Origin of the sequence: Streptomyces cathayae (assembly GCF_029760955.1) — a bacterium.
GTDB lineage: Bacteria > Actinomycetota > Actinomycetes > Streptomycetales > Streptomycetaceae > Streptomyces > Streptomyces cathayae.
This window is the reverse complement of sequence record NZ_CP121682.1, coordinates 2,651,459-2,676,315: the sequence shown is the minus strand read 5'-3', so window position 1 is coordinate 2,676,315 and position 24,857 is coordinate 2,651,459. Positions and strand designations below refer to the sequence as shown.

Genomic DNA, 24,857 nt, shown 5'->3' with positions numbered 1-24,857 from the left:
TGCGAAGGAGACGGTGTCCGGGGGGCTAGGCCGCCCACCGAACGGAACTGGCAGGCGGGAATCGTGAGGATCTTCGGCAAGGGACGGAACCGGCCCTCCGCCTCCTGGCGGCAGGCCACGGACCGCGCGTTCACACTCATCGGCGACGGCCGGTACGAGGACGCGGGCGCGCTGCTGACCCGGGCCGCCGATCTGGAACCCTGGCTGTCGGAGTCCTGGTTCAACCTCGCGTTGCTGCACAAGTTCCGGCACGACTGGGAGCAGGCACGGGCGGCGGGCCTCAGGGCCGTCGCGCTGCTCGACCGGGACACCGGGGCACCCGACTGGTGGAACGTCGGGATCGCCGCCACCGCCCTGCAGGACTGGCCGCTGGCCCGCCGCGCCTGGCAGGCCTACGGGCTCCGGGTGCCCGGGAGCCCCACCGGCTCGGGTGAGCCGCTCGGCATGGACCTGGGCAGTGCGGCCGTACGGCTGTCCCCGGAGGGGGAGGCCGAGGTCGTCTGGGGGCGGCGGCTGGACCCCGCGCGGATCGAGGTGCTGTCCATTCCGCTGCCGTCCTCCGGCCGCCGCTGGGGCGAGGTCGTCCTGCACGACGGGGTGCCGCACGGCGAGCGGAGCACGGCCGCCGGACACACCTACCCGGTGTTCGACGAGATCGAGCTGTGGGCGCCCTCCCCCGTGCCGACCTGGGTGGTCCTGCTGGAGGCCGCCGGAGAGGCCGACCGGGACGCCCTGGAGCAGCTGGCCGCGGACGCGGGGTTCGCCGCCGAGGACTGGTCGTCCTCGGTGCGGCTGCTGTGCCGGATGTGCTCGGAGTCCCGGATGCCCTCCGACGAGGGCGAGGGCGAGCACCTCGACCCGCACGACCACAGTGAGCCCGGGCACCCCGGGCCGCTCGGCCACCGCACCGACGGGCAGCTGTGGGTGCCGGAGCGGGAGTGCGGGCTCGCCGCGCCAGCCTCGCTGGTCCGCGGCCTGCTGGACGGCTGGGTCGCGGACAGCCCGGACTCACGCGACTGGCGGGACCTGGAAGAGGTCTGCTAGGCCGATCGCCGGGTCCGTGCGCCGGGCGCGGACAAACACCGTGCACCGGGTCCGGCGGAGCGGGCACCGGGCCCGGTGGGGCGGCCGGTCACCGTACCCTGTATCAGCAGCACCCCCATGTTTTCCAGGAAGGCGTACGTCGGTCATGGCTCAGCAGGACACCGATCAGCAGCACGCGGGCGTGCTCCCCGTCGACGACGAGGGGTACGTCATCGACACGGAGGACTGCGCCGAGCGCGAGGCCGCCTGGGTCGAGCGAGGCACCTCGCGACCGATCACCGTGGTCGGCAACCCGGTGCTGCACAAGGAGTGCAGGGACGTCACCGACTTCGGCCCCGAACTCCAGCAGCTGGTCGCGGACATGTTCGCCAGCCAGCGCACCGCGGAGGGCGTGGGGCTGGCCGCGAACCAGATCGGCGTCGACCTGAAGGTCTTCGTCTACGACTGCCCGGATGACGAGGGCGTGCGCCACGCCGGAGTGGTCTGCAACCCCGAGCTGGTCGAACTGCCCGCCGAGCAGCGCCGGCTGGACGACACCAACGAGGGCTGCCTGTCGGTGCCCACCGCGTACGCTCCGCTGGCCCGGCCCGACTACGCCGAGGTGACCGGTCAGGACGAGCGGGGCAACCCGGTCAAGGTGCGCGGCACCGGCTACTTCGCACGGTGTCTGCAGCACGAGACCGACCACCTCTACGGCTACCTCTACATCGACCGGCTGTCCAAGCGGGAACGCAAGGACGCGCTGCGGCAGATGGCCGAGAACGAGCCGCGCTACCCCGTGGTCGCCAACGACTGACCGCCGGGGCCCTCGTCCTCCTCTGGAGTCCGGTGGCCCCTGTCGCCGCTCAAGGCCCCACGGGGCACCGGCCTCCCCTGCGCACGGCGTCCGGTCCGGATTCCCTTCCGGACCGGACGCCGTTCGTTTTTCCGTCACATGTTCGACTCCTCGACGGGTCATCAACCCTGAAATCAGCCGCACAAGGGGAGAATCTCGGCATCGTGGGGTAGTGAATGAAGCAAACGCGTTCCCAGGGTGGTCAGTTGTGGTGCTGAATGGAGGGGTGGATACGCACCGGCGCACGCCCGGCGGAGAGGGCCGGGCACATGTCAACCGGCGGCCGAGAGGGGATTGTTCGTGCATGCTTTGTCACACGGCACCACATCGAAACCGACCACCGTCGCGGTACCGCAGGCGCTGTCTCTCCCGCTGATCGAGGCGGCGTTTCCCCGGCAGATCCATCCTTATTGGCCGAAACTCCAGCAGGAAACCCGTGCATGGCTGCTCGAAAAGCGGCTGATGCCGCCCGACAAGGTGGTGGAATATGCCGATGGCCTGTGCTACACGGACCTCATGGCGGGCTACTACACGGACGCCGCCGACGAGGTCCTGCAGGCGATAGCGGACTACAGCGCGTGGTTCTTCGTCTGGGACGACCGTCACGACCGCGACATCGTGCACGGCCGGCCCGCCGCCTGGCGGCGGCTGAAGGGCCTGCTGCACGCGGCTCTCGACAGCCCCACGGACCACCTGCGCCACGAGGATCCACTGGTGGCCGGGCTCGCGGACAGTGTGCGGCGGCTGTACTCGTTCCTTCCGGACACCTGGAACGTCCGGTTCGCCCGGCACTTCCACGCGGTGATCGAGGCGTACGACCGGGAGTTCCGCAACCGGACGGAGGGGATCGTCCCCACCGTCGAGGAGTACCTCGAACTGCGTCGGCTCACCTTCGCGCACTGGATCTGGACCGACCTCCTGGAGCCGAGTGCGGGCTGTGAACTCCCGGACGCCGTACGGAAGAACCCGTCCTATCGGAAAGCGGCCCTGCTCAGCCAGGAATTCGCCGCCTGGTACAACGACCTCTGCTCGCTCCCGAAGGAAATAGCGGGGAGTGAGGTGCACAATCTCGGAATCAGTCTCATCACCCATGAAGGGCTGACCCTCGAAGAGGCGGTCGCCGATGTGCGGCACCGCGTCGAGGAATGCGTCAAGGAATTCCTGGACGCCGAACGAAGCGCCCTGAAGTTCGCCGACAGCCTCGACGACGGAACGACTGGAGGAAAGGAACTGGGGGCCGCCGTACGGGTCTGCCTCGGAAACATGCGGAACTGGTTCAGTTCCGTCTACTGGTTCCACCACGAGTCCGGCCGGTACATGGTCGACAGCTGGGACGACCGCTCCACGCCCCCGTACGTCAACAACGAAGCGGCAGGTGAGAAATGACCGTCGAGTCGGTGAAGCCCGACGCGTCCGACGTGTCCGACGTGTCGGGGGTGACCGAACTGCGCGAGCCTCCGGTGGCCGGCGGCGGGGTCCCCGGCCTGGGCCACGGCCTCAAACTGGTCCGCGATCCGCTGGCCTTCATGGCGCAGCTGCGCGACCACGGCGACATCGTGCGACTGAAGCTCGGCCCCAAGACGGTGTACGCCGTCACCACGCCCGCCCTCACCGGGGCGCTGGCGCTCGATCCCGACTACATCATCTCCGGCCCCCTGTGGGAGTCCCTGGAGGGCCTGCTCGGCAAGGAGGGCGTGGCCACGGCCAACGGCCCGCTGCACCGGCGCCAGCGGCGCATCATCCAGCCCGCCTTCAAGCTCGACGCCATCCCCGCCTACGGCCCGATCATGGAGGAGGAGGTCCACGCGCTGACCGAACGCTGGGCGACGGGGGAGACGGTCGACTGCACCTCCGAGTCGTTCCGGATCGCCGTGCGCGTCGCGGCGCGCTGTCTGCTGCGCGGTGAGTACATGGACGAGCGGGCGGAGCGGCTGTGCGCCGCGCTCGCCACCGTCTTCCGCGGCATGTACCGGCGGATGGTGGTGCCGCTCGGCCCGCTGTACAAGCTGCCGCTGCCGGCCAATCGCGCATTCAACCGGGCCCTGGCCGATTTGCACCGCGTGGTCGACGAGATCGTCGCCGAGCGCCGTGCGTCCGGTCAGAAGCCGGACGATCTGCTGACGGCATTGCTGACGGCGAAGGACGACAACGGCGACCCGATCGGGGAGCAGGAGATCCACGACCAGGTGGTCGCGATACTCACTCCCGGCAGTGAGACGATCGCCTCCACGATCATGTGGCTGCTTCAGGCGCTCGCCGCGCATCCGGAACACGGGGACAGGGTGCGAAACGAAGTCCTCGACGTCACCGGTGGGCGTCCGGTGGCATTCGAGGACGTCCGCAAGCTCGCCCACACCAACAATGTCGTCGTCGAGGCCATGCGTTTACGGCCGGCCGTCTGGATATTGACGCGCAGGGCGGTCGCCGACAAGGAACTCGGTGGCTATCGCATTCCGGCCGGGGCGGACATCATCTACAGTCCGTACGCGATCCAGCGCGATCCGAAGTCGTACGAGCGCCACCTGGAGTTCGATCCCGACCGCTGGCTCCCGGAGCGGGTGAAGGACATTCCGAAGTACGCCATGAGGCCGTTCAGCGTCGGCAACCGGAAGTGCCCGAGCGATCACTTCTCGATGGCCCAGCTGACCCTGGTCACGGCCGCGCTGGCGACGCGGTACCGCTTCGAGCAGGTGTCCGGCTCCGACGACGCCCCCCACGTCGGCATCACTCTGCGGCCGAACCGGCTGCTGCTGAGGCCGGTCGCGCGCTGAACCGTCCCGCCCAGCGGGCGTTCAGGCGGCCCCGGGGCCGCCTGAACGCCCGCCGGCAGGTGGTCGGGGCCGTGGCCGTGTTCATGGTCCGGCCCGTTCTCGCCGGCAGGTGCCGGGCGATCAGGGCGCCCGTTCTGTTCGGAGTTCTTCAGAAGTCCTCGTCCAGGTCGACCGTGCCCTCCACGGCGACCTGGTACGCGGACGGACGCCGCTCGAAGAAGTTCGTGAGCTCCTGGACGCCCTGCAGTTCCATGAAGGAGAACGGGTTGTCCGAGCCGTACACCGGCGCGAAGCCCAGACGGACGAGACGCTGGTCGGCGACGCACTCCAGGTACTGCCGCATCGACTCGGTGTTCATGCCCGGCAGCCCGTCACCGCACAGGTCGCGCCCGAACTGCAGTTCCGCCTCGACCGCTTCGCGCAGCATGTCCGTCACCTGCTGCTGAAGCTCGTCGTCGAACAGGTCCGGCTCCTCCTTGCGCACGGTGTCGACCACGTCGAAGGCGAAGGACATGTGCATCGTCTCGTCCCGGAACACCCAGTTGGTGCCCGTCGCGAGACCGTGCAGCAGGCCCCGGCTGCGGAACCAGTACACGTAGGCGAACGCCCCGTAGAAGAACAGGCCCTCGATGCAGGCGGCGAAGCAGATCAGGTTGAGCAGGAAACGGCGGCGGTCGGCCCGCGTCTCCAGCCGGTCGAGCTTCTCCACCGAGTCCATCCACCTGAAGCAGAACTCGGCCTTCTCCCGGATGGAGGGGATGTTCTCCACCGCGGCGAAGGCGGCGGCGCGGTCCTCCGGGGCGGGCAGATAGGTGTCCAGCAGGGTCAGATAGAACTGGACGTGCACCGCCTCCTCGAACAGCTGCCGGGAGAGATACAGCCGTGCTTCCGGGGAGTTGATGTGCTTGTAGAGGGTGAGCACCAGGTTGTTCGCCACGATCGAGTCGCCGGTGGCGAAGAAGGCCACCAGCCGCCCGATCAGGTGCTGTTCTTCCGGACTGAGCTTCGCCAGGTCGGCGACGTCCGAGTGGAGGTCGACCTCCTCCACGTGCCAGGTGTTCTTGATGGCGTCCCGGTAGCGCTCGTAGAAGTCGGGGTAGCGCATGGGGCGCAGGGTGAGTTCGAAGCCCGGGTCGAGGAGGTTCTGGGACCGGGCGGTGGCGGTGGTGGTGGCGGCGGTGGTGGACATCACTGGCAGGCCTCGCAGGACTCGGGGTTCTCAAGGGAGCAGGCGACCGCTTCGGGGCCGGGCGCCGGCTGCCGGACGGGGGCTTGTGCTTGCGTGTGCGCCTGGCCCTGGGCCGCGCGGGCGATGCGGGTCGCGGGGCGCGAGCGCAGGTAGTACGTGGTCTTCAGGCCCCGCTTCCAGGCGTAGGCGTACATCGAGGAGAGCTTGCCGATGGTCGGCGTCTCCAGGAACAGGTTCAGCGACTGCGACTGGTCCAGGAACGGGGTGCGGTCGGCGGCCATGTCGATCAGCGAGCGCTGCGGGATCTCCCACGCGGTGCGGTACAGACCGCGCACCTCCTCGGGGATCCAGGTGACGTCCTGCACCGAGCCACCCGCCTCGCGCAGCGCCTCACGGGTCCGCGCGTCCCAGACGCCCAGCCGCTTCAGGTCGTCCACCAGGTACGAGTTGACCTGGAGGAACTCGCCGGACAGCGTCTCGCGCTTGAACAGGTTGGACACCTGCGGCTCGATGCACTCGTACACACCCGCGATCGACGCGATGGTGGCGGTCGGCGCGATCGCCAGGAGCAGCGAGTTGCGCAGGCCGCTCGTGGCCATGCGCGCGCGCAGCGCGGCCCACCGCTCGGGCCAGGCCGCCTCCACGCCGTAGTGGTCGGGGTGCAGGACGCCCCGGGCCGTACGCGTCTTCTCCCAGGCCGGCAGGGGGCCGTGGGCCTCGGCGAGGCCGGCGGACGTCTCGTACGCGGCGAGCATGATCCGCTCGGCGATACGGGTCGAGAGGGCCTTCGCCCCGGGGGAGTCGAAGGGCAGCCGGAGCTGGAAGAAGACGTCCTGGAGGCCCATCACGCCCAGCCCCACCGGGCGCCAGCGGGCGTTGGAACGGCGCGCCTGCTCGGTCGGGTAGAAGTTGATGTCGACGACCCGGTCCAGGAAGGTGACGGCGGTGCGGACGGTGGCGTCCAGCCGCTCCCAGTCGAGGGCGCCGTTCGCCCGGTCGACGAACGCGCCGAGGTTGACCGACCCCAGGTTGCAGACCGCCGTCTCCCCGTCACTGGTGACCTCGAGGATCTCCGTGCACAGGTTGGACGAGTGGACGACGTGGCCCGGCTCGGCGGTCTGGTTGGCGGTGCGGTTGGCGGCGTCCTTGAAGGTCATCCAGCCGTTGCCGGTCTGGGCGAGGGTGCGCATCATGCGTCCGTACAGCTCCCGCGCGGGGAGCGTCTTCGTCGCCAGACCCGCCGCCTCGGCGGCCCGGTAGGCCGCGTCGAACTCCTCGCCCCACAGGTCGACCAGGTCCGGGACGTCGGACGGGGAGAACAGCGACCACGGCGCGTCGGCGTTCACCCGGCGCATGAACTCGTCCGGCACCCAGTGCGCGAGGTTCAGGTTGTGCGTACGGCGGGCGTCCTCACCGGTGTTGTCGCGCAGCTCCAGGAACTCCTCGACGTCCGAGTGCCAGGTCTCCAGGTAGACCGCCGCCGCGCCCTTGCGCCGGCCGCCCTGGTTCACGGCGGCGACCGAGGCGTCCAGGGTCTTCAGGAACGGGACGATGCCGTTGGAGTGCCCGTTGGTACCGCGGATCAGCGAACCGCGGGAGCGGACCCGGGAGTAGGCCAGGCCGATGCCGCCGGCGTGCTTGGAGAGGCGGGCCACCTGGTGGTAGCGGTCGTAGAGGGAGTCCAGCTCGTCCTTGGGGGAGTCGAGGAGGTAGCAGGACGACATCTGGGGGTGCCGGGTGCCGGAGTTGAACAGGGTGGGGGAGGAGGGCAGGTACTCCAGGCGGCTCATCAGGCCGTACAGCGCGGCGACCTCGTCCACCGAGCGGGCGCTGTCGTCCTCGGCGAGGCCGGCGGCGACCCGCAGCAGGAAGTGCTGCGGTGTCTCGACGACCTTGCGGGTGACCGGGTGCCGCAGCAGATAGCGGCTGTGCAGGGTGCGCAGGCCGAAGTAGCCGAAACGGTCGTCCGCGCCGGGGTCGATCAGCGCGTCGAGACGGGCCGCGTGCAGCAGGACGAACTCGGCGGTCCGGTCCGCGACGAGGCCCTCGCGGTGACCCGTCGAGATCGAGGAGGTGAACGACGTGACCCCCTGCGAGGCGGCCTCGGCGCGGATGCCGAGCGTCAGCAGCCGCGCGGCGAGCCGGGAGTAGGCGGGGTCCTCGGAGATGAGCCCGGCCGCCGCCTCGGTGGCCAGCTCCCGCAGCTCGGTCCCGTCCGCACGGGCGGACCGGCCGCGCAGCGCGGCGGCGGCGACCCGTCCGGGGTCGGCGTCGGGGAGGTCGGCGGTCAGCCCGGTCAGGGTCCGCAGCAGCGCGGCACCGGGGCCCTCGCTCACGTCGCTCACGTCGGTCAGGTCGACCGCTGAAGCAGGATCGGCTGGCGCGATGGTCACGTGGGGCTCTCCCTCGCTCGGCACGGGGCCTCGCAGAGGGGAGGGGGCAGCACACGGGCACGCGCACGCGCCACGCGTCCACCGGCCCATTCCACGAGGCCCGGACGTCAGGCACCCGGACCGGACGGCCGGGCGCACTGTCGGCAGGTCCTCGGACTGAAGCCCGTGCGGGCACGCGAAAAATGCGGAAAACGCAAGAAACGCAAGAAACGCAAAAAACGCGGACACGCACAAGTACACCGTTGCGGGACAGTTCCGGATTCGCACCGGATTCCCCTGCGGCGACAGCAAGCATGAGCATACATCTTGTGCCGGACGGCGCCAGCGGGCCCATATGTTGTGTCGCGGTGGGGTCAGAACGCCAATGTGTAGGAGAGAAGGTCGATGTCGTCCAGGTGCGGAACCGGGTTCCAGTCACGCTCGGGGGCGCGGGCGAAGCCGAGACGTTCGTAGATGCGGTGGGCGGAGTGCATCATCCGCTGGGTCGACAGCGCGATCCCCTCACACCCCGGTGTGGCCCGCGCCCGGTCGACACAGGTGCGGACGAGGGCCTCCCCCACTCCGCGGCCCCGGGCCGCACGGGCGACCACGAGCATCCGGATCTCGGCCTCGCCGGGCCCGGCCAGGTCGGCCATGGGCCCGCCGTCCGGAACGAACGTCACCCCGCCGATCACCCGGCCGCCGTCCACGGCGACCAGCACCTCGGCGGCGGCGGCCCGCTTGGCGACGTCCCTGAGCTCGCCGAGGTACGGGTCGTTCTCCCCGAAGTCGAGCAGACCGTCCTCCAGATAGGTCTGTGCGGTGATCTCACCCAGTGTCTTGTACTCGTCGGGCTGCACCGGCCGAATCATGATGTCCATGGCGCGAGTGTGCCCGACGGGCAGGGCAGCGGGCCGCCGATTTTTTCCGGCGGCCCGCTGCCCCGAGCGCGCTGTACGGCGTCAGTGGGCGCTGCCCGCCGTGGCCGGCGGGAGCTCCACCTCGACGCCGGGGTCGCCCGCGTCCGCCGTGTAGTCCTCCGGCCTGGTCCGGTCGATGCCCTCGGGCGCCTTGAGTGCCCTCATGAGGAAGGTCAGCACGACCGTGACCACGACATTGAGCACGAAGGCGGTGAGGCCGATGTAGCCGATCTCGCCGATCCCCGGGATCTCCTTCGCGGACCCGCCGAAGTGCTTCTGCGTCGGCGAGGCCACCCCGTACGCCGCGACCGTGCCGTAGACCATGCCGACCGCCCAGCCGCCGAGCAGCGCCCAGCGGTGGAACCAGCGGGTGAACAGGCCGCCCACCAGCGCCGGGAAGGTCTGCAGGATCCAGATGCCGCCGAGGAGCTGGAAGTTGATGGCGACCGTCTTGTCCATGGTGAGGACGAAGACCAGTGCACCCACCTTCACCAGGAGCGAGACCACCTTGGAGACCTGGGTCTCCTGCGCGGGTGTCGCGTCGGGCTTGAGGAAGTCCTTGTAGATGTTGCGGGTGAACAGGTTCGCGGCCGCGATCGACATGATCGCCGCCGGTACCAGCGCACCGATGCCGATCGCCGCGAAGGCCACCCCGGCGAACCAGTCCGGGAACATGTTCTCGAACAACTGCGGGATCGCCAGCTGCCCGTTGTCGACATCGACCCCGGCCGCGATCGCCATGAAACCGAGCAGCGCCAGCAGGCCCAGCATCAGCGAGTACAGCGGCAGGATCGTGGTGTTGCGGCGGATCACCTCACGGCTGCGTGAGGACAGCGTCGCGGTGATCGAGTGCGGGTACATGAACAGCGCGAGCGCCGAACCCAGCGCCAGCGTGGCGTAGGTCCACTGCCCCGCCTCGCCCGGCACCAGCGAACCGCGCGGTGCGCCGGTGGCCGGGTTGGTCTCGCGGTACGCCTCACTGGCCTTGGCGAAGACGACGTCGAAGCCGCCCAGCTTGATCGGGATGTAGATGATCGCCACCGCGATCACGAGGTAGATCAGCGTGTCCTTCACGAAAGCGATCAGCGCGGGGGCCCGCAGACCCGACGAGTACGTGTACGCCGCCAGCACGCCGAAGGCGATCAGCAGCGGCAGGTCCTTGACGAACCAGTGGGTGCTCTCTCCGCCGCCGACCCCCATCACGTCCAGCACCGCCTGGATACCGACCAGTTGGAGCGCGATGTACGGCATCGTCGCCAGGATGCCGGTGAGCGCCACCGCCAGCGACAGCCCCTTCGAGTCGAACCGGCCGCGCACGAAGTCGGACGTCGTCACATAGCCGTGCTTGTGCGAAACCGACCACAGCCGGGGCAGGAAGGTGAAGATCAGCGGGTACACGAGGATCGTGTACGGCACCGCGAAGAAGCCCGCCGCGCCGGCCGCGTAGATCGCCGCCGGTACGGCCACGAAGGTGTACGCCGTGTACAGGTCGCCGCCGAGCAGGAACCAGGTGACCCAGGTGCCGAACGACCGGCCGCCCAGGCCCCATTCGTCGAGGCTGTGCTCGTTCGCGGCCCTGCGCCAGCGGGCGGCCAGAAAGCCCATCGCCGTGACGAGGACGAAGAAGAAGATGAAGACGGCGAGTGCCACGCCGTTCACGCCGCCGTTCACGCCGCCGTTCACCGCTGCGCACCGCCCTTCGCGGCCGCGCGGGCGCGCTGATCACGCCGCCACAGCGCGTACGCGGTCACCGTCAATAAGGCGGAGACCGGCACCCACAGCATCTGGTACCAGTAGAAGAACGGGATGCCGATGAGGACGGGGTCGGTCTTCGCGTACGAGCCGACCCACATCAGGGCCACGAACGGTGCCAGGAGGCAGACGGCGATGACGACGCGCATCGGCGTCACCACCGGCCGTCTGCTGGTTTCTGGGGCTTGCGACATAGAAACGGTTCCGTCCCCTCACTGATCGCCTGTTTGACGCGCAGGAAATCTAGGTGGCGGCGGACCGGGGCGGAACCCCTCGCGGGGATTGCGTACTTAAACTCCACGGAACCTCGCCCGGACAGCGGCGGAATCTTCGGCGAAACCCCCGCCGATCCCTCCGGGTTCAGTCCTGCGGGCTCAGCTCTGTGGACTCAGTTCTGCGGGATCGGTTCTACGGGTTCAGTCCTGCGGGCGCTTCAGGCGGGCGACGAACTTGTACCGGTCGCCCCGGTACACCGACCGCACCCACTCCACCGGCTGCCCGTCCCGGTCCCGGGAGTGCCGGGAGAGCATCAGCATCGGCAGTCCCACATCGGTGCCGAGCAGGCCGGCCTCGCGCGGGGTGGCCAGCGAGGTCTCGATGGTCTCCTCGGCCTCCGCCAGGTGGACGTCGTACACCTCGGCGAGGGCGGTGTAGAGGGAGGTGTACTTGACGAGACTGCGGCGCAGCGCCGGGAAGCGCTTCGCGCTCAGGTGGGTGGTCTCGATGGCCATCGGCTCACCGTTGGCCATGCGCAGCCGCTCGATGCGCAGCACCCGGCCGCCGGGGGTGATGTCGAGCAGTTCGGCGAGCCCGTCGTCGGCGGTGACATAGCCGACGTCCAGCAGCTGGGAGGTGGGCTCCAGGCCCTGGGCGCGCATGTCCTCGGTGTACGAGGTGAGCTGCAGCGCCTGCGAGACCTTGGGCTTGGCGACGAAGGTGCCCTTGCCCTGGATGCGCTCCAGACGGCCCTCGACCACCAGTTCCTGGAGTGCCTGGCGCACGGTGGTGCGCGAGGTGTCGAACTCCGCCGCCAGGGTGCGCTCGGGCGGGACCGGCGTGCCGGGCGGAGCCGTCTCGGTCATGTCCAGCAGGTGCTTCTTCAGCCGGTAGTACTTGGGCACGCGGGCCGTCCGGACCGTGGTTCCGCCCTCGCTCTCCGTGCTGTTGACGTCGGTGCTCATGTTCTGCCTTCCCGGCTCCGAGTGCCGAACGACCGACACCCCATCGGCCCCGGCTCACATCGTGGCACGGCTGCGGGCGGGGATGTTCCCCGCACGCTCCGTGATCCCCTCTGTATACCCTCGGGGCAGGGGCTGGTCTAGTCCAGCAGGGCGGCCCGCGGGCGTCCGGCGCCCACGACGCCCATGGCGCTTCCGGGGACTGCGGTCAGATCCCCTGCCAGTCCGGCTTGTTCACATAGGCGTGCCGGAAGTAGTCGGCGAACTTGAGCTTGCCGGCGGCGGCCTCGTCGACGACGACCGTGGCGTGCGGGTGCAGCTGCAGCGCGGACGCCGGGCACACGGCGGCCAGCGGACCCTCGACGGTCGCGGCGATCGCGTCCGCCTTGCCCTCGCCGGTGGCGAGCAGCACCAGGTGGCGGGCCTCCAGGATGGTGCCGATGCCCTGGGTGATGACGTGGTGCGGGACCTGGTCGACGTCGCCCTCGAAGAAGCGCGCGTTGTCCGCCCGGGTCTGCTCGGTCAGCGTCTTGATCCGGGTGCGCGAGACGAGGGAGGAGCACGGCTCGTTGAACCCGATGTGCCCGTCCGTCCCGATGCCGAGCAGTTGCAGGTCGATGCCGCCGGCCTCGCCCAGTGCCTTGTCGTACGCCTCGCACGCGGCCTGCACGTCCTCAGCCGAGCCGTCGGGGCCCATGAAGGCGTCCGGCCCGATCCCGAGCGGCTCCAGCACCTCGCGCCGGACCACCGAACGGTAGGACTCGGGGTGATCGGCGGGCAGCCCCACATACTCGTCGAGCTGGGCGATCCTCGCCCGGGAGGTGTCCACGGCACCGGAGCGCACCTGGTCGGCCAGTGCCTGGTAGACGGGCAGCGGCGTGGAGCCGGTGGCCACGCCGAGCAGGGCGTCGGGCTTGCGCCGCAGGAGTTGCGCCATGGCCCCGGCGATGAGTTCGCCGCCGGCCTTGGCGTCCGGAACGATGACAACTTCCACGCTGAGCCTGCCGATCTGAGAGGGGACTCGACTGGTGACCGGCCCCGGACGGGACGGGCGAGTCGTGTGGTTTAGACCAATATGAATTTAACAGAGCCGGGGTTCCGTCCCGGGCCCAGGCCGCGGGTGCCGGGCCCTCGGCCCCACCCCAGCATCCCAGGACGGGACGGTCGCGGTCCGCTCGCCGAAATCACCGTGCTTTTCCGGTCCCGTACCGCGCTCCCGCGGGATAGGCTGCACGGTGGACGACCGCGGACCCGCCTCCGCGCGACACGGAAAACGCGACGCCGAAAGTCGACGCCGCAAGCCGACGCTGCACGTCACCGCCGAAAGTCGACGCAGGAAGTCGACGTGAGAAGCCGGCACGGGAAAAGACAACAGCGAACAGTACCCGACGCATGGACACGGGTAGTGGTCTAGTCCACAATGCGTACCAGTGCACACCAGCCTGCCTTCCCCGCACAGGAAGGCGGACCGAGGACCCGGAGCTCTCTGCCCTGACTGCCCCGGTTCCTCACCCTCGGCCGACCGGGACCGCACACCCCACGGCCGATGTCGCTCCGGGCTGCGGTGCCGGGAGGGCTGAGGGTCCCTCTCAGGCGCCGCGGCCCGCGGGTGTCTCCGGGGGAGGGTGCGACGCCCCGGTACGCTCGCTGACGTGCCCTCCATGAACGAACTCGTACTCCAGCACACGGCGCTCGACGACACCGACCTCGAGTGGCTGCATCTGCTGGTCTCGGAGTGGCAACTGCTCTCCGACCTGTCCTTCGCCGACCTGGTTCTGTGGATCCCCACCCGGGACGGCACCCGTTATGTCTCCGTCGCCCAGATGCGGCCCAACACCGGCCCGACCTCGCACCAGGACGACATGATCGGCCATCTCGTCCCGCGAGGCCGCCGGCCCATGCTGGACGCGGCCCTGGACGAGGGACGGATCGTACGGGAGGGCGACCCGGAGTGGCGCGAGGAGGTTCCGGTCCGCGTCGAGTCCATCCCCGTACGGCGTGAAGGCCGCGTCCTCGGCGTCATCGCCCGCAACACCAACCTCCTCACGGTGCGCACCCCCAGCAGGCTGGAGCTCACCTACCTGCAGAGCGCCTCCGACCTGGCGCAGATGATCGCCACCGGAGCCTTTCCGTTCGCGGACCGGCAACTCGACATGGGTGCCCTGCCCCGGGTGGGTGACGGGCTGATCCGGCTCGACGCCGAGGGCATCGTCCAGTACGCCTCCCCGAACGCACTGTCCGCCTACCACCGCTTGGGCCTCGCGGCCGACCTCGTCGGCCACCATCTCGGCCGGACCACCGCCGAACTGGCCCCTTCCCGCGGGCCGGTGGACGAAGCGCTCGCCAAGGTCGCCAGTGGCTGGGCGCCGCGCGAGTTCGAGATCGAGGCGACCAACGTGGTCATCCAGTTCCGGGCGATCCCGCTCAAACCGAAGGGAACCCGCATCGGTTCACTGGTCCTGCTCCGGGACGTCACCGAACTTCGCCGCCGCGAACGCGAGCTGATCACCAAGGACGCGACCATCCGGGAGATCCACCACCGGGTGAAGAACAACCTCCAGACGGTGGCGGCGCTGCTGCGCCTCCAGGCCCGGCGGATCGGTTCCGAGCGCGGCCGCGCGGCGCTGGAGGAGGCGGTGCGCCGGGTCGGGTCCATCGCGATCGTGCACGAGACGCTCTCCCAGAACCTGGACGAGCGCGTGGAGTTCGACGAGATCGCCGACCGGGTCCTGGCGATGGTCGCCGAGATCTCCCCGGGCAAGGTCACCGGCCGGCGCACCGGCCGCTTCGGCATACTCGACGCCGAGGTCGCCACCCCGCTGTCGATGGTGCTGACGGAGGTGCTGCAGAACGCCCTGGAGCACGGCTTCCGTGAGGGGGAGACCGGCACGGTCGAGGTGACCGCGGTCCGCGGCGGCACCACGAAGGAGACCCGCCTGCTGGTCACCGTCCAGGACGACGGCGTCGGCCTGCCCGAGGGCTTCGACCCGCACACCGCGGGCAACCTGGGTCTGCACATCGTGCGGACCCTGGTCGAGGGCGAGTTGAGCGGCACCTTCGACATGCTCCCGGCCCCGGAAGGGGGCACCCGGGTGATCCTGGACATCCCGGTGGACATGAACAAGTGACGCACAGTGACAAGCGAAGAGCCCCGGACCGGGAAACGGTCCGGGGCTCTTCGCTTGTTTGATGGCGTTCCCCTCCGGCTCGAGGTGAGCCGAGAACTCGGGGGAGCATCGGGGGAACTGCGTGCTGCGGCTCGGGGGCGGGAGATGCGTACGCGCTGTACGCGCCGCCAAGCTCAGGCTGTCAGCAGGGGTGGGTTGTCAGGCGGATGCCTGACGGGCCCGGTTGCGGGCGGCGCGGCGCTTCATTGCGCGGCGCTCGTCCTCGCTGAGACCACCCCAGACGCCGCTGTCCTGACCGGACTCGAGTGCCCACTGAAGGCAGCTCTCGATGACCGGGCAGCGACGGCAGACGGCCTTGGCTTCCTCGATCTGCAGCAGCGCAGGACCGGTGTTGCCGATGGGGAAGAAGAGCTCGGGGTCTTCCTCGCGGCAAACGGCGTTGTGACGCCAGTCCATGGCTGCTACCTCTCCTTGGTGTGAACTACACGATGGCTTGTGAATGTGAACGCTTTCACGAATCCCCCAACAAGTGAAGGGCCGAGCGCCAGGTTCGCTGGCGTGGTCCTTGGATTGAAGGGGGGTTCCGGCGGTTCGTGGAGGCCGATGCTGCGGGCCGTCCCGATCGCCATGTAGAGACTCGCAAACCTCGGCGGCGGATACAACCCCTTCCGGAAAGTTTTTTTTGATTCATCGGTGTCGACTAGGTCACAGCCGTACTTCCATGGGGTGGATCCTGGCCTAAACGTTCGAGTGAAAGGACTTTAGCCTTTTCCGCTCACACAATCACACGCAGTGCACGGCGAACGCCTGTGAACGTCACGCTGGTACGCAGTCCGAGGTGGTCACCGTCCATCTGGAGGGGCAGTGGAACCTTCGAATGCAAGGTGAACTGGGTCAGATCGTGTCCGGCGACCACATGCCTGCCCCGGGGTCCGCGCTCGGGGGACGAAGTGAGCAACTGGGTGCCATACCGGGCAACGGCGGCGGTGGACAACCGCTTCAGACCGAAGATGTCGAGGCCGGTATCGAACGAGGCCTTAGGTGACGCGTAGATCGGGCGATTGCCGAGAAACGTCCACGGGGAGGCGTTCGACACTATGGAGAGCAGCAGATCGGTGACCGGTTCCTCGCCCGGCTGCTCCAGCGTTATCACTCCGTGCCGGCGGCGCGGCTCGCCGAGCAGTTGGCGCACCACCTGACGCATGTACAGCGCGTGAGTGGACTTCTTGCCCCGCTCACGGTGCTGTTCCACCCGGCCGACCACCCCGGCGTCGAAGCCCAGCCCCGCGTTGAACGTGAACCAGCGGGGCGGCACACCCTCGTCGTCCGTCCCCGGCGTGCCCGACGTCAGGCCCAGACCCACGGTGCGCTCACGGCTCTCGCGCAGCGCGTCCAGCAGGACGCCGGTGGCCTCCACGGGCTGGTTGGGCAGGCCCAGGGCACGGGCGAAGACATTGGTGGAGCCGCCGGGGACCACGGCGAGGCCGGGCAGGTGCTCCGGGTCGGGGCCGTTGTGCAGCAGGCCGTTGACGACCTCGTTGACCGTGCCGTCACCGCCGAGGGCCACCACCAGATCGATGTCGTCGCTCTCCGCGGCCTGCCGGCCCAGGTCCCGCGCGTGACCCCGGTACTCCGTGGTCACCGCTTCCAGTTTCATCTCACTGGCGAGCGCGTGGATCAGCACGTCACGCGTACGCGCACTCGTGGTGGTTGCCGCCGGATTGACCACGAGAAGTGCACGCATGGGGTGCAGGGTACCTACTGGGTGGTACCGGAGCCCAGGCCGAGGGGTGATCGGGAACGGATGCGGGTGGCACCGGGGCGCGCACCTCGGCACGGGGGCGTGGACGGGCGAGGGCTACCCTTCAGGGGTGAGCAGCGAGCAGACCCCCACCACTCCGGACGCCGCGGGCCCCCGCCCGCGCCGACTGACGTACGCCGCGGGGCTCACCGCCCTGGAGGGGCTGGGCCTGCTGGCCGGCGGGGTCTGGATGCTGGTCCGCGGGCTCACCGGCCAGCCGGACGACCGACAGCAGGCCGTCACCGGCGGACTCACGCTGGTGCTGCTCGCACTGCTGCCGCTGCTCGCCGCGCGCGGGCTGCTCGGCCGCAAGGGCTGGAGCCGCGGCCCGGCCGTCATCACCCAGCTCCTGGCGCTGCCGGTGGCCTACAACCTGCTGCAGTCCGACAGTGTGGCCATCCCGGCGGGGATCGTGCTCGCGGTGGTGGCCGTGACGGCCCTGGTGCTGCTGCTCAACCCCGAGACGACCCGGGCCCTCGGCATCCGGGGACCCGGAAGCGCCGAGAAGTAGCTCCCCGCCTCCCGAGCCGCCGTTGCCGTCCGGGCGCCGCTGCTGTTCGCTCCCGCCATGCGGCGGCTCGTTCCACCGCGGGGCGGCTCACTCCTCGTTCACTCTTCCACGAGCAGCTTCTCGCGCAGCTGCGCCAGCGTGCGGGCCAGCAGCCGGGAGACGTGCATCTGCGAGATGCCGACCTCCTGGGCGATCTGCGACTGGGTCATGTTGCCGAAGAAGCGCAGCAGCAGGATCCGCTTCTCGCGCGGCGGCAGATCCTCCAGCAGCGGCTTGAGCGACTCCCGGTACTCCACGCCCTCCAGCGCCTCGTCCTCGGCGCCGAGGGTGTCGGCGACCGCCGGGGACTCGTCGTCGGTGTCGGGGACGTCCAGGGACAGCGTGGAGTACGCGTTGGCGGACTCCAGGCCCTCCAGGACCTCCTCCTCCGAGATCGCCAGCCTCTCGGCGAGCTCGTGCACCGTGGGGGACCGGCCGTGCAGTTGCGAGAGCTCGGCGGTGGCAGTCGTCAGCGACAGGCGCAGCTCCTGCAGCCGGCGCGGCACGCGCACCGCCCAGCCCTTGTCGCGGAAGTGCCGCTTGATCTCGCCGACGACCGTCGGGGTCGCGTACGTCGAGAACTCCACGCCGCGATCCGGGTCGAAGCGGTCGACCGACTTGATCAGACCGATGGTGGCGACCTGGGTCAGGTCGTCCAGCGGTTCCCCGCGGTTGCGGAAACGGCGCGCGAGGTGCTCGACGAGCGGCAGATGCATGCGGACCAGCCGGTTGCGCAGCTCCGCGTACTCGGGACTGCCGTCCGGCAGGGTGCGCAGCTCGAGGAACAAGGCGCGTGCCCCGCTGCGGTCCTGCGGGTCGCGCTGCGCGCCGTGCGTCACCGGGGTGTGCCGGACGCCCTGTGCGCTCGGCGTCCGCGGCACCTCGCTCTCGGCGTGTCGCTCGTGCTCGTTCATCGTCCCGCCCGTCGCCCTTCCCCGAGCGCTCGCCTCGTCCCCCGCCGTCGGCCTCGCCCGTGCCGGGGCTTCCTGGTGTCCGGGGGAGGCCCCGGGCCGCCGCCCGGCCTCGGGCGTACTCCGTGCGGCACCGCCGGACTGCCCGCCGCCCGGCGGGCCGGCCTGAGCGGAGTCGTCCTCCGGATGGGGCCGGGCCTGTTCCGGGATGGCGTCGATGCCGTCGATACCGCCCGGCATCCGCTCGGCAGGCAGCCCCCGTGTGCCGCGTTCTTCGTCCCGCACCGGCCCGTCCTCGTTCCTCACGCCGGCCCGGGTCCCGCGCCGCGCTGTTTGTAGAGGCTGATCGAAACGGTTTTGTCGTCGTCCACGGCGGAGGAGACCTTGCCCGCGAGAGCGGACAGGACGGTCCACGCGAAGGTGTCACGCGCGGGAGCGTGACCGTCCGTGGTCGGCGCCGAGACCGTGACCTCGAGCGAGTCGTCGACGAGGCGGAAGACACAACTGAGCACCGAACCCGGCACGGCCTGCTGAAGCAGGATCGCGCAGGCCTCGTCGACCGCGATGCGCAGGTCCTCGATCTCGTCGAGGGTGAAGTCCAACCGGGCCGCGAGACCGGCCGTGGCCGTACGCAGCACCGACAGATAGGCACCTGCGGCCGGCAGCCGGACTTCCACGAAGTCCTGGGTCGCGGGCTCGCCTGCGATCTGGGACACCCTCACCTCCAAGGTGGTACAAGCGTTACAGGACCGGGGCCGCCCCGGGCAACGCGATACGTGGTTCAGCGGTGACGCTACCGCGCTCCCGACGGTCCTGTCCCCGGGACCCCGACCCATGCTGTCACTCATAGTAAAGCCACGGATACGCTCCGTGGCTAGGGGTCTGCGGGCCCGAAAGGGAAGAGCGCGCGCCGGATTGACGTACCCAGACGTCACACGGTCGAACCGTCCGTTGCCGGAGTCCTCTCGTGTCACACCGGGACGTGCTCGACGAGATGCTGGAACCAGTCTGCCACCGTGCTCCTGTAGTCACGTGCTCACGTGCTCGCGTGCTCACGGGAAGGGGCGGCCGGTGACGACCGCCGCGACCGTGCTCCCGCGTGGGAACGCGTTCTCCTCGGCCAGGGAGACAAGGGCGTAAAGCAACTTGGCGACATAGACACGTTCCACGGGTACGCCGTGGCGTTGCTCGAAGTCCGCGGCGAACTCCTCGAGCGCCGGGGCGGTCCGGGCGTAACCGCCGAAGTGGAAGCGGTCGTCCAGGCTCCAGTCGCCGCGCGGACCGCCGAACGCCTCGGCCTGAAGGGCACCTACGTCCGTGGCCAGAAAGCCGCCCTTCAGTACCGGAATGCCCAGCGCGCGAGTGCCGGAGCCGAATCCGGCGGCCAGCCCGGCGAGCGTCCCGCCGGTGCCGCAGGCCACCGCGACGACGTCCGCCCGGCCGGCCAGCTCCTCGCCGAGTGCCCGGCAACCGCGCACGGCTAGAGGGTTGCTGCCGCCCTCGGGGACGACGTACGCGTCCTCGGCGCCCGCCGCGCGCAGCACGGCCGCCAGGGTGTCGGACGCGGTCTTGCGACGGTAGGTCGCCCGGTCGACGAAGTGCAGCCGCATGCCGTCGGCCGCGCACCGGGCCAGCGAGGGGTTGAGGGGGCGGTCGGCGAGCTCCTGGCCTCGCACCACGCCGACCGTGCGCAGACCGAGCAGCCGGCCGGCGGCGGCGGTGGCCCGCAGGTGGTTGGAGTACGCGCCGCCGAAGGTGAGCACGGTCCGGCCGGCTGCCGCCGCGAGGTTCGGCGCGAGTTTGCGCCACTTGTTCCCGATCAGTTCCGGGTGGATCAGGTCGTCCCGTTTCAGCAGCAGCCGGACCCCGCGCCGCTCGAACCGCTCGTCCACGATGTCCTGCGCCGGCGAGGGCAGGCGGGGGCGCAGGGCCGTGAGGTCCGTGCGGGCAGCGCGGTCGGCGGAAGGGGCGGCGGATGCGGGGTCGGGGGTGTCCGGGCTGGTCACCGGGCCATTGTCGCCCGGCGGGGGGAGTTGAGCGCCGGGTGGGGCGGGCGCCGGCCGTCGGGAGCGAGCATGGCTGAATCTCGCCGCCGCCGGTCGCCCCGCGGACGAACGCGTGGCCGACTCTCTTCGTCAGTTCGAACTACCGCTCGGGGTCGGCTCCCCGGTGCCGGGGAGCCCGGCGGCCTCCGCGGGGGCGGGTTCTGTGCTGTCGTGGCGGTGGCCGCGGCCCCGGTGGCGGACGAGGTCGATCAGGGACGGGCCTCCCCACAGGCACCACAGGGCGATCACCGGATCGCAGATCGCGCAGCCCAGCGACGAGGTGGGGGCGAACGGGATGATGGGGTTGCCCTCGAGGTGGTGGACGACGTCCCACGCGGTGTGCAGCAGCCAGCCGACGCCGATGAACGTCCAGGAGTCCAGGCCGCGGAACGCGACATAGGTGATCAGCGCCGTGAAGGCGAACTCCCAGCCGCCCAGGCCGCCCCCGCTGAGGTAGGCGGCGCCCGCGCCGGCGACCATGACGGCGTTCAGCCGCCGCCGGTGCGGCTCGCGGACGAGGGACATCAGCAGGGCGTAGAGAACACCGATGCCGACGGGGACGACGTACTGCATGGCGGGGCCTTTTCCTGGGTGGGTCCGGGGTCGCCCACCACGCTAGAAGCGGGTCTCCCGCGTCCCCAGGGGGCCGGGCGCCAGCTTCCGACGGATTGTCGCCAGGCCCGGCCCGGTGCCCCGTACACCCGCGTACGCCCCAGGACGCCGCGTCACTTCAGCCGGTCACGGATGCGCGTCCGCATCGACGCCATCGTGAACCCGCGCGGATCCACCTTTCCGGGCTGCCACTCCCGGTGGCCGATCACCGATCGTTCGTTCCACCCGTGGCGGCGGCAGACTGCGGCGGCGGCCCTCTCGATGGCTTCCAGCTGCACCGCGGGCCAGGGGTCGTCCCCGTCGCCCAGGTTCTCGCACTCGAAGCCGTAGAAGTGCCGGTTGCCGTCGGTGTTCTGCTCGTTGTCGGCGGGGAGCGCCCTCTCCGCGATCACGGCGCGCAGCACGTCGTCGTCGCCCAGGCCCGCGTGGTTGGCCCTGCCGTAGCCGACGAGGTGGACCCGGCCGTCCTTGGTGATGACGCCGTGGCACAGCGGCCCCGGCAGGCCCGCGTAGCCCTCGCGGCACAGCTCGACGGTCCGGGCGCTGCCCCGGGTGGCCGTGTGATGGATCATCACGCCGTGGACCGGGCCCCAGGGGCCCTTGTGATTGCGGTTGTGATCGCGCCAGTCGCCGACCTCGACGACCTTGAGACCCTCCGCTTTCAGAGCACTCAGGAACGCGCTCGCGGACATGGGTGGGGCCATGGCCGCCCTCCTTCTCGCACCGTGACGGCCGCCGGTCGCGGCCACCTCGTACCGGTGCTTGTACCTGAACGGAGCGAGCGCAACCCATCGCCCGGACCCCGTGCGAGCCGATCCGGACAATGTCCGGTCGCCGGGCCGCCGCTGGACGGAACCCCCATGAATGCCCATGGAATTGAAGATCCATTCCCGCTCATTCGGGTAATACCGCAGCCACGTTCCGTGAGGAAGGCTCTGTCGCGGAGACCGACGCCCGGCACGGATGGGCGCCGGTCACAACTGGGAGGGCAATTCCTTATGTCGGTAGGCGAAGAGGTCCGCACGGAGCAGACCCGGCAGCAGCAGAGCCTCGGCACGGCGGCGGCGCGGAACCTGGCCACCACCACCAAGTCCGTACCGCAGATGCAGGAGATCAGCTCGCGCTGGCTGCTGCGCATGCTGCCCTGGACGGACGTGCAGGGTGGTACGTACCGGGTGAACCGACGGTTGACGTACGCCGTCGGGGACGGGCGGGTGACCTTCGTGAAGACCGGTGACCGCGTCGAGGTGATCCCGGCGGAGCTGGGCGAGCTGCCGGCCCTGCGGTCGTACGAGGACGAGGAAGTGCTCGCGGAGCTGGCCTCCCGCTGCAGGCAGCGGGAGATCGGGGCCGGCCAGGTGATCACTTCGTTCGGCAGCCCGGCCGACGAGGTGTTCCTGCTGGCCCACGGCAGGGTCGAGAAGGTCGGCACCGGCCCCTACGGCGGTGACGAGTCCCTCGGAATCCTCGCCGACGGCGCCTACTTCGGCGACCAGGCGCTCCTGGACGAGGGCGCCATCTGGGAGTACACCACCCGCACCCTGACCGCCTGCACCGTGCTCGTCCTGCCGCGTGACGCCGTCGAGCAGGTCGCCGAGCGGTCCGAGACACTGCGCGGTCACCTCCAGGAGCAGCGCTCCGTCCCGAACCGGCCCGCCAACAAGTACGGCGAGCGGGAGATCGATCTCGCGGCCGGCCACAGCGGGGAACCGGACATCCCGCACACCTTCGTCGACTACGAGGCCAGGCCCCGCGAGTACGAACTGAGCGTCGCCCAGACCGTGCTGCGCATCCACACGCGCGTGGCCGACCTCTACAACCAGCCCATGAACCAGACGGAGCAGCAGATCAGGCTGACCGTCGAGGCGTTGAAGGAACGCCAGGAGCACGAACTCATCAACAACCGGGGCTTCGGCCTGCTGCACAACTGCGAGTACGACCAGCGGCTCCAGCCGCACGACGGCGTACCCGCCCCCGACGACCTGGACGAACTGCTCAGCAGGCGACGCGGGACCAAGCTGCTCCTCGCCCACCCGCGCGCGATCTCCGCGTTCGGCCGTGAGCTCAACAAGCGCGGACTCGTCCCCGAGACCATCGACATGGCCGGCAACCGCATCCCCACCTGGCGGGGGGTGCCCATCTTCCCGTGCAACAAGATCCCGGTGACGGAGGAGCGTACGACCTCCATCATCGCGCTGCGTACGGGCGAGGAGGAGCAGGGCGTCATCGGACTGCGGGCGTCCGGCCTCCCCGACGAGATCGAGCCGAGCCTGTCCGTGCGTTTCATGGGCGTCAACGAACAGGCCATCATCAAGTACCTGGTCACGGCCTACTACTCGGCTGCCGTCCTGGTGCCGGACGCGCTCGGCGTCCTGGAGAACGTCGAGATCGGTCGCTGGCGGTGACCATCCGCGATCTTTCGGCGCGTACGCCGTGTCCCCGCCCACCCGGGCGGGTACACCCTGGGGGTACGCGCGTGACGCCGGCGGAAGTACCACCTCCGCTCCTCCTCAGAGACGGGTCCAGGGGTGAGTCCATGACGGAATCGATGACCGAGCCGAAGACGGAGAGCGAGTACCGACCCGCCGAGTGTCACGAGGCGACGATCCTGCTGGAGCGGGCGCGGGCCGAGGTCGTCCCCGTGCTGCGGGCCGCCATCGGCTCGATGCCCGGCCCGCTGCGCCGGATCGGTCTCTACCACTTCGGCTGGGAGAACGCGGACGGCACCCCGGCCACGGGTGGGTCCGGCAAGGCCATCCGCCCCGCACTGGTGCTCGCCGCGGCCTCCGCCCTCGGCGGGCCCGCGGCCCGGGCGGCGGCGTTACGGGCAGCCGCCGCGGTGGAACTGGTCCACAACTTCACGTTGCTGCACGACGACGTGATGGACCGGGACACCACCCGGCGCCACCGGCCCACCGTTTGGACCGTGTTCGGTGACGACGACGCGATCCTCGCCGGAGACGCCCTCCAGGCGCTCGCCCTGCGGCTGCTCGCCGAGGACCCGCACCCCGCGTCCCGGGCCGCGGTGGCCCGGCTGGCGGACTGCGTCGTCGAACTGTGCGCCGGACAGCAGGCGGACACGGCCATGGAGCGGCGCGACCCCGGCGAGGTCACCCTCGAGGAGACCCTCGCCATGGCCGAGGCCAAGACGGGCGCGCTGCTCGGCTGCGCCTGCGCACTCGGCGCGCTGTACGCGGGTGCCGCGGCGGCGGACGTGGCGGCACTGGACGCGTTCGGCCGCGAGTCGGGACTGGCCTTCCAGCTCATCGACGACGTGATCGGCATATGGGGCGACCCCCGGCACACCGGCAAGCCCGCCGGCGCGGATCTGGCAGCCCGCAAGAAGTCCCTGCCGGTGGTCGCCGCGCTCACCTCCGGCACCCCGGCCGCGTCCGAACTCGCCGGACTGTACGGGGCTCCGCACGCGGACGAGGAGGACCTGGAGTACATCGCCCTGACCGTGGAACGGGCGGGCGGCCGCGACTGGGCGCAGGCCCAGGCGGCCGACCGCATGGCTCGGGTGATGCAGGAACTCGCTCGCGCGGTGCCCGACCCGGAGGCGGCGGGCGGCCTGCTGGCCCTCGCCGAGTTCGTGACCCGGCGCACCGCGTAGACCGCCCGGTGGGTCCCGCACTTCCCCACGGTGTGCGGGACCCACCGCGCATGCGGCGTGGCCGGGGGAGATGTCGGCAAGCATCGGCCGCCGCCCTCCCGTTAGGCTCAACACCCGTATGGTCGGCGAGAGTTGA

The 24,857-nt window shown here is 70.2% G+C and carries 22 protein-coding genes and 1 riboswitch; of the genes, 8 read left to right on the top strand and 14 right to left on the bottom strand.

All coding sequences use genetic code 11. The features are described from left to right. The first annotated feature begins 63 nt into the window (after positions 1–63). The 4 genes from PYS65_RS11965 to PYS65_RS11950 all read left to right on the top strand — a co-directional run bounded on the left by PYS65_RS11965 (position 64) and on the right by PYS65_RS11950 (position 4,650). Positions 64–1,044, top strand: coding sequence for a tetratricopeptide repeat protein (locus PYS65_RS11965; RefSeq protein WP_202277908.1), 981 nt, complete (start codon positions 64–66; stop codon positions 1,042–1,044). 145 nt (positions 1,045–1,189) lie between these two features. Continuing rightward, a complete protein-coding gene (gene def, locus PYS65_RS11960; protein WP_279333933.1) occupies positions 1,190–1,840 on the top strand; it encodes a peptide deformylase in 651 nt (216 codons plus the stop codon). Between the two features lie 339 nt (positions 1,841–2,179). Next, positions 2,180–3,265 carry an epi-isozizaene synthase gene (cyc1, locus tag PYS65_RS11955; RefSeq protein ID WP_279333932.1) on the top strand — a complete coding sequence of 362 codons (1,086 nt, stop codon included), beginning with the start codon at positions 2,180–2,182 and terminating at the stop codon, positions 3,263–3,265. Then, positions 3,262–4,650 carry a bifunctional albaflavenone monooxygenase/terpene synthase gene (locus PYS65_RS11950; protein WP_279333931.1) on the top strand — a complete coding sequence of 463 codons (1,389 nt, stop codon included), beginning with the start codon at positions 3,262–3,264 and terminating at the stop codon, positions 4,648–4,650. The genes cyc1 and PYS65_RS11950 overlap by 4 nt, the downstream gene beginning before the upstream one ends. 148 nt (positions 4,651–4,798) lie before the next feature. On the opposite strand, the gene PYS65_RS11945 is transcribed toward PYS65_RS11950, so the two are convergent. The 7 genes from PYS65_RS11945 to nagB all read right to left on the bottom strand — a co-directional run bounded on the left by PYS65_RS11945 (position 4,799) and on the right by nagB (position 13,055). Beyond that, positions 4,799–5,839 (bottom strand): ribonucleotide-diphosphate reductase subunit beta, encoded by a 1,041-nt coding sequence (locus PYS65_RS11945; RefSeq protein WP_279333930.1) that lies wholly within the window; start codon positions 5,837–5,839, stop codon positions 4,799–4,801. After that, the gene (locus tag PYS65_RS11940; RefSeq protein ID WP_279333929.1) at positions 5,839–8,232 is read right to left on the bottom strand and encodes a ribonucleoside-diphosphate reductase subunit alpha; all 2,394 of its coding nucleotides are present in this window, start codon (positions 8,230–8,232) and stop codon (positions 5,839–5,841) included. The genes PYS65_RS11945 and PYS65_RS11940 overlap by 1 nt, the downstream gene beginning before the upstream one ends. 125 nt (positions 8,233–8,357) lie before the next feature. Further along, a riboswitch (cobalamin riboswitch) is annotated at positions 8,358–8,570 on the bottom strand. Between the two features lie 15 nt (positions 8,571–8,585). Then, positions 8,586–9,092: a GNAT family N-acetyltransferase gene (locus PYS65_RS11935; protein WP_279333928.1), complete on the bottom strand. Its 507-nt coding sequence runs from the start codon at positions 9,090–9,092 to the stop codon at positions 8,586–8,588. Between the two features lie 81 nt (positions 9,093–9,173). Continuing rightward, a complete protein-coding gene (gene mctP, locus PYS65_RS11930) occupies positions 9,174–10,802 on the bottom strand; it encodes a monocarboxylate uptake permease MctP (RefSeq protein WP_279337925.1) in 1,629 nt (542 codons plus the stop codon). An 8-nt stretch (positions 10,803–10,810) separates the two neighbouring features. Then, entirely contained in the window at positions 10,811–11,077 is a 267-nt protein-coding gene (locus PYS65_RS11925) for a DUF3311 domain-containing protein (RefSeq protein ID WP_279333927.1), read from the bottom strand. Between the two features lie 222 nt (positions 11,078–11,299). Then, positions 11,300–12,064 (bottom strand): GntR family transcriptional regulator, encoded by a 765-nt coding sequence (locus PYS65_RS11920; protein ID WP_279333926.1) that lies wholly within the window; start codon positions 12,062–12,064, stop codon positions 11,300–11,302. Positions 12,065–12,269: 205 nt separating this feature from the next. Beyond that, entirely contained in the window at positions 12,270–13,055 is a 786-nt protein-coding gene (nagB, locus tag PYS65_RS11915; protein WP_279333925.1) for a glucosamine-6-phosphate deaminase, read from the bottom strand. 658 nt (positions 13,056–13,713) lie between these two features. On the opposite strand from nagB, the gene PYS65_RS11910 reads away from it, so the two are divergent. After that, a complete protein-coding gene (locus PYS65_RS11910; RefSeq protein ID WP_279333924.1) occupies positions 13,714–15,189 on the top strand; it encodes a sensor histidine kinase in 1,476 nt (491 codons plus the stop codon). A gap of 198 nt (positions 15,190–15,387) precedes the next feature. On the opposite strand, the gene PYS65_RS11905 is transcribed toward PYS65_RS11910, so the two are convergent. Both PYS65_RS11905 and PYS65_RS11900 read right to left on the bottom strand, forming a co-directional pair. Beyond that, on the bottom strand, positions 15,388–15,645 hold the full coding sequence (locus tag PYS65_RS11905; RefSeq protein WP_030219886.1) for a WhiB family transcriptional regulator: 258 nt from the start codon (positions 15,643–15,645) through the stop codon (positions 15,388–15,390). Positions 15,646–15,964: 319 nt separating this feature from the next. Next, positions 15,965–16,933, bottom strand: coding sequence for a diacylglycerol/lipid kinase family protein (locus PYS65_RS11900; protein ID WP_279333923.1), 969 nt, complete (start codon positions 16,931–16,933; stop codon positions 15,965–15,967). 127 nt (positions 16,934–17,060) lie between these two features. On the opposite strand from PYS65_RS11900, the gene PYS65_RS11895 reads away from it, so the two are divergent. After that, positions 17,061–17,501, top strand: a complete 441-nt coding sequence (locus tag PYS65_RS11895) for a hypothetical protein (RefSeq protein ID WP_279333922.1) — start codon at positions 17,061–17,063, stop codon at positions 17,499–17,501. A gap of 98 nt (positions 17,502–17,599) precedes the next feature. Here PYS65_RS11895 and PYS65_RS11890 read toward each other — a convergent pair whose 3' ends face one another. The 5 genes from PYS65_RS11890 to PYS65_RS11870 all read right to left on the bottom strand — a co-directional run bounded on the left by PYS65_RS11890 (position 17,600) and on the right by PYS65_RS11870 (position 21,812). Next, a complete protein-coding gene (locus PYS65_RS11890) occupies positions 17,600–18,736 on the bottom strand; it encodes an RNA polymerase sigma factor SigF (protein WP_279333921.1) in 1,137 nt (378 codons plus the stop codon). 17 nt (positions 18,737–18,753) lie between these two features. Then, complete coding sequence (locus PYS65_RS11885) at positions 18,754–19,167, bottom strand: ATP-binding protein (protein ID WP_030784224.1); 414 nt, start codon at positions 19,165–19,167, stop codon at positions 18,754–18,756. A 336-nt stretch (positions 19,168–19,503) separates the two neighbouring features. Then, the gene (locus tag PYS65_RS11880) at positions 19,504–20,379 is read right to left on the bottom strand and encodes a 1-aminocyclopropane-1-carboxylate deaminase/D-cysteine desulfhydrase (RefSeq protein ID WP_279337924.1); all 876 of its coding nucleotides are present in this window, start codon (positions 20,377–20,379) and stop codon (positions 19,504–19,506) included. A 207-nt stretch (positions 20,380–20,586) separates the two neighbouring features. Next, the gene (locus PYS65_RS11875) at positions 20,587–21,069 is read right to left on the bottom strand and encodes a DUF6010 family protein (RefSeq protein WP_279333920.1); all 483 of its coding nucleotides are present in this window, start codon (positions 21,067–21,069) and stop codon (positions 20,587–20,589) included. Between the two features lie 152 nt (positions 21,070–21,221). Continuing rightward, complete coding sequence (locus PYS65_RS11870) at positions 21,222–21,812, bottom strand: N-acetylmuramoyl-L-alanine amidase (RefSeq protein ID WP_279333919.1); 591 nt, start codon at positions 21,810–21,812, stop codon at positions 21,222–21,224. A gap of 294 nt (positions 21,813–22,106) precedes the next feature. Here PYS65_RS11870 and PYS65_RS11865 point away from each other — a divergent pair, with 294 nt between their 5' ends. Continuing rightward, on the top strand, positions 22,107–23,513 hold the full coding sequence (locus PYS65_RS11865; RefSeq protein WP_279333918.1) for a family 2B encapsulin nanocompartment shell protein: 1,407 nt from the start codon (positions 22,107–22,109) through the stop codon (positions 23,511–23,513). A gap of 143 nt (positions 23,514–23,656) precedes the next feature. Continuing rightward, positions 23,657–24,721 carry a family 2 encapsulin nanocompartment cargo protein polyprenyl transferase gene (locus tag PYS65_RS11860; protein WP_384205276.1) on the top strand — a complete coding sequence of 355 codons (1,065 nt, stop codon included), beginning with the start codon at positions 23,657–23,659 and terminating at the stop codon, positions 24,719–24,721. Positions 24,722–24,857 lie beyond the last annotated feature (136 nt).

Excerpts from the sequence above, each read along its gene's own strand:
- def (WP_279333933.1), top strand. The coding sequence starts at position 1,190 with ATGGCTCAGCAGGACACCGATCAGCAGCACGCGGGCGTGCTCCCCGTC.
- PYS65_RS11950 (WP_279333931.1), top strand. The coding sequence starts at position 3,262 with ATGACCGTCGAGTCGGTGAAGCCCGACGCGTCCGACGTGTCCGACGTG.
- PYS65_RS11945 (WP_279333930.1), bottom strand. The coding sequence starts at position 5,839 with ATGTCCACCACCGCCGCCACCACCACCGCCACCGCCCGGTCCCAGAAC.
- PYS65_RS11935 (WP_279333928.1), bottom strand. The coding sequence starts at position 9,092 with ATGGACATCATGATTCGGCCGGTGCAGCCCGACGAGTACAAGACACTG.
- PYS65_RS11925 (WP_279333927.1), bottom strand. The coding sequence starts at position 11,077 with ATGTCGCAAGCCCCAGAAACCAGCAGACGGCCGGTGGTGACGCCGATG.
- PYS65_RS11920 (WP_279333926.1), bottom strand. The coding sequence starts at position 12,064 with ATGAGCACCGACGTCAACAGCACGGAGAGCGAGGGCGGAACCACGGTC.
- PYS65_RS11905 (WP_030219886.1), bottom strand. The coding sequence starts at position 15,645 with ATGGACTGGCGTCACAACGCCGTTTGCCGCGAGGAAGACCCCGAGCTC.
- PYS65_RS11900 (WP_279333923.1), bottom strand. The coding sequence starts at position 16,933 with ATGCGTGCACTTCTCGTGGTCAATCCGGCGGCAACCACCACGAGTGCG.
- PYS65_RS11875 (WP_279333920.1), bottom strand. The coding sequence starts at position 21,069 with ATGCAGTACGTCGTCCCCGTCGGCATCGGTGTTCTCTACGCCCTGCTG.
- PYS65_RS11870 (WP_279333919.1), bottom strand. The coding sequence starts at position 21,812 with ATGGCCCCACCCATGTCCGCGAGCGCGTTCCTGAGTGCTCTGAAAGCG.
- PYS65_RS11865 (WP_279333918.1), top strand. The coding sequence starts at position 22,107 with ATGTCGGTAGGCGAAGAGGTCCGCACGGAGCAGACCCGGCAGCAGCAG.
- PYS65_RS11860 (WP_384205276.1), top strand. The coding sequence starts at position 23,657 with ATGACCGAGCCGAAGACGGAGAGCGAGTACCGACCCGCCGAGTGTCAC.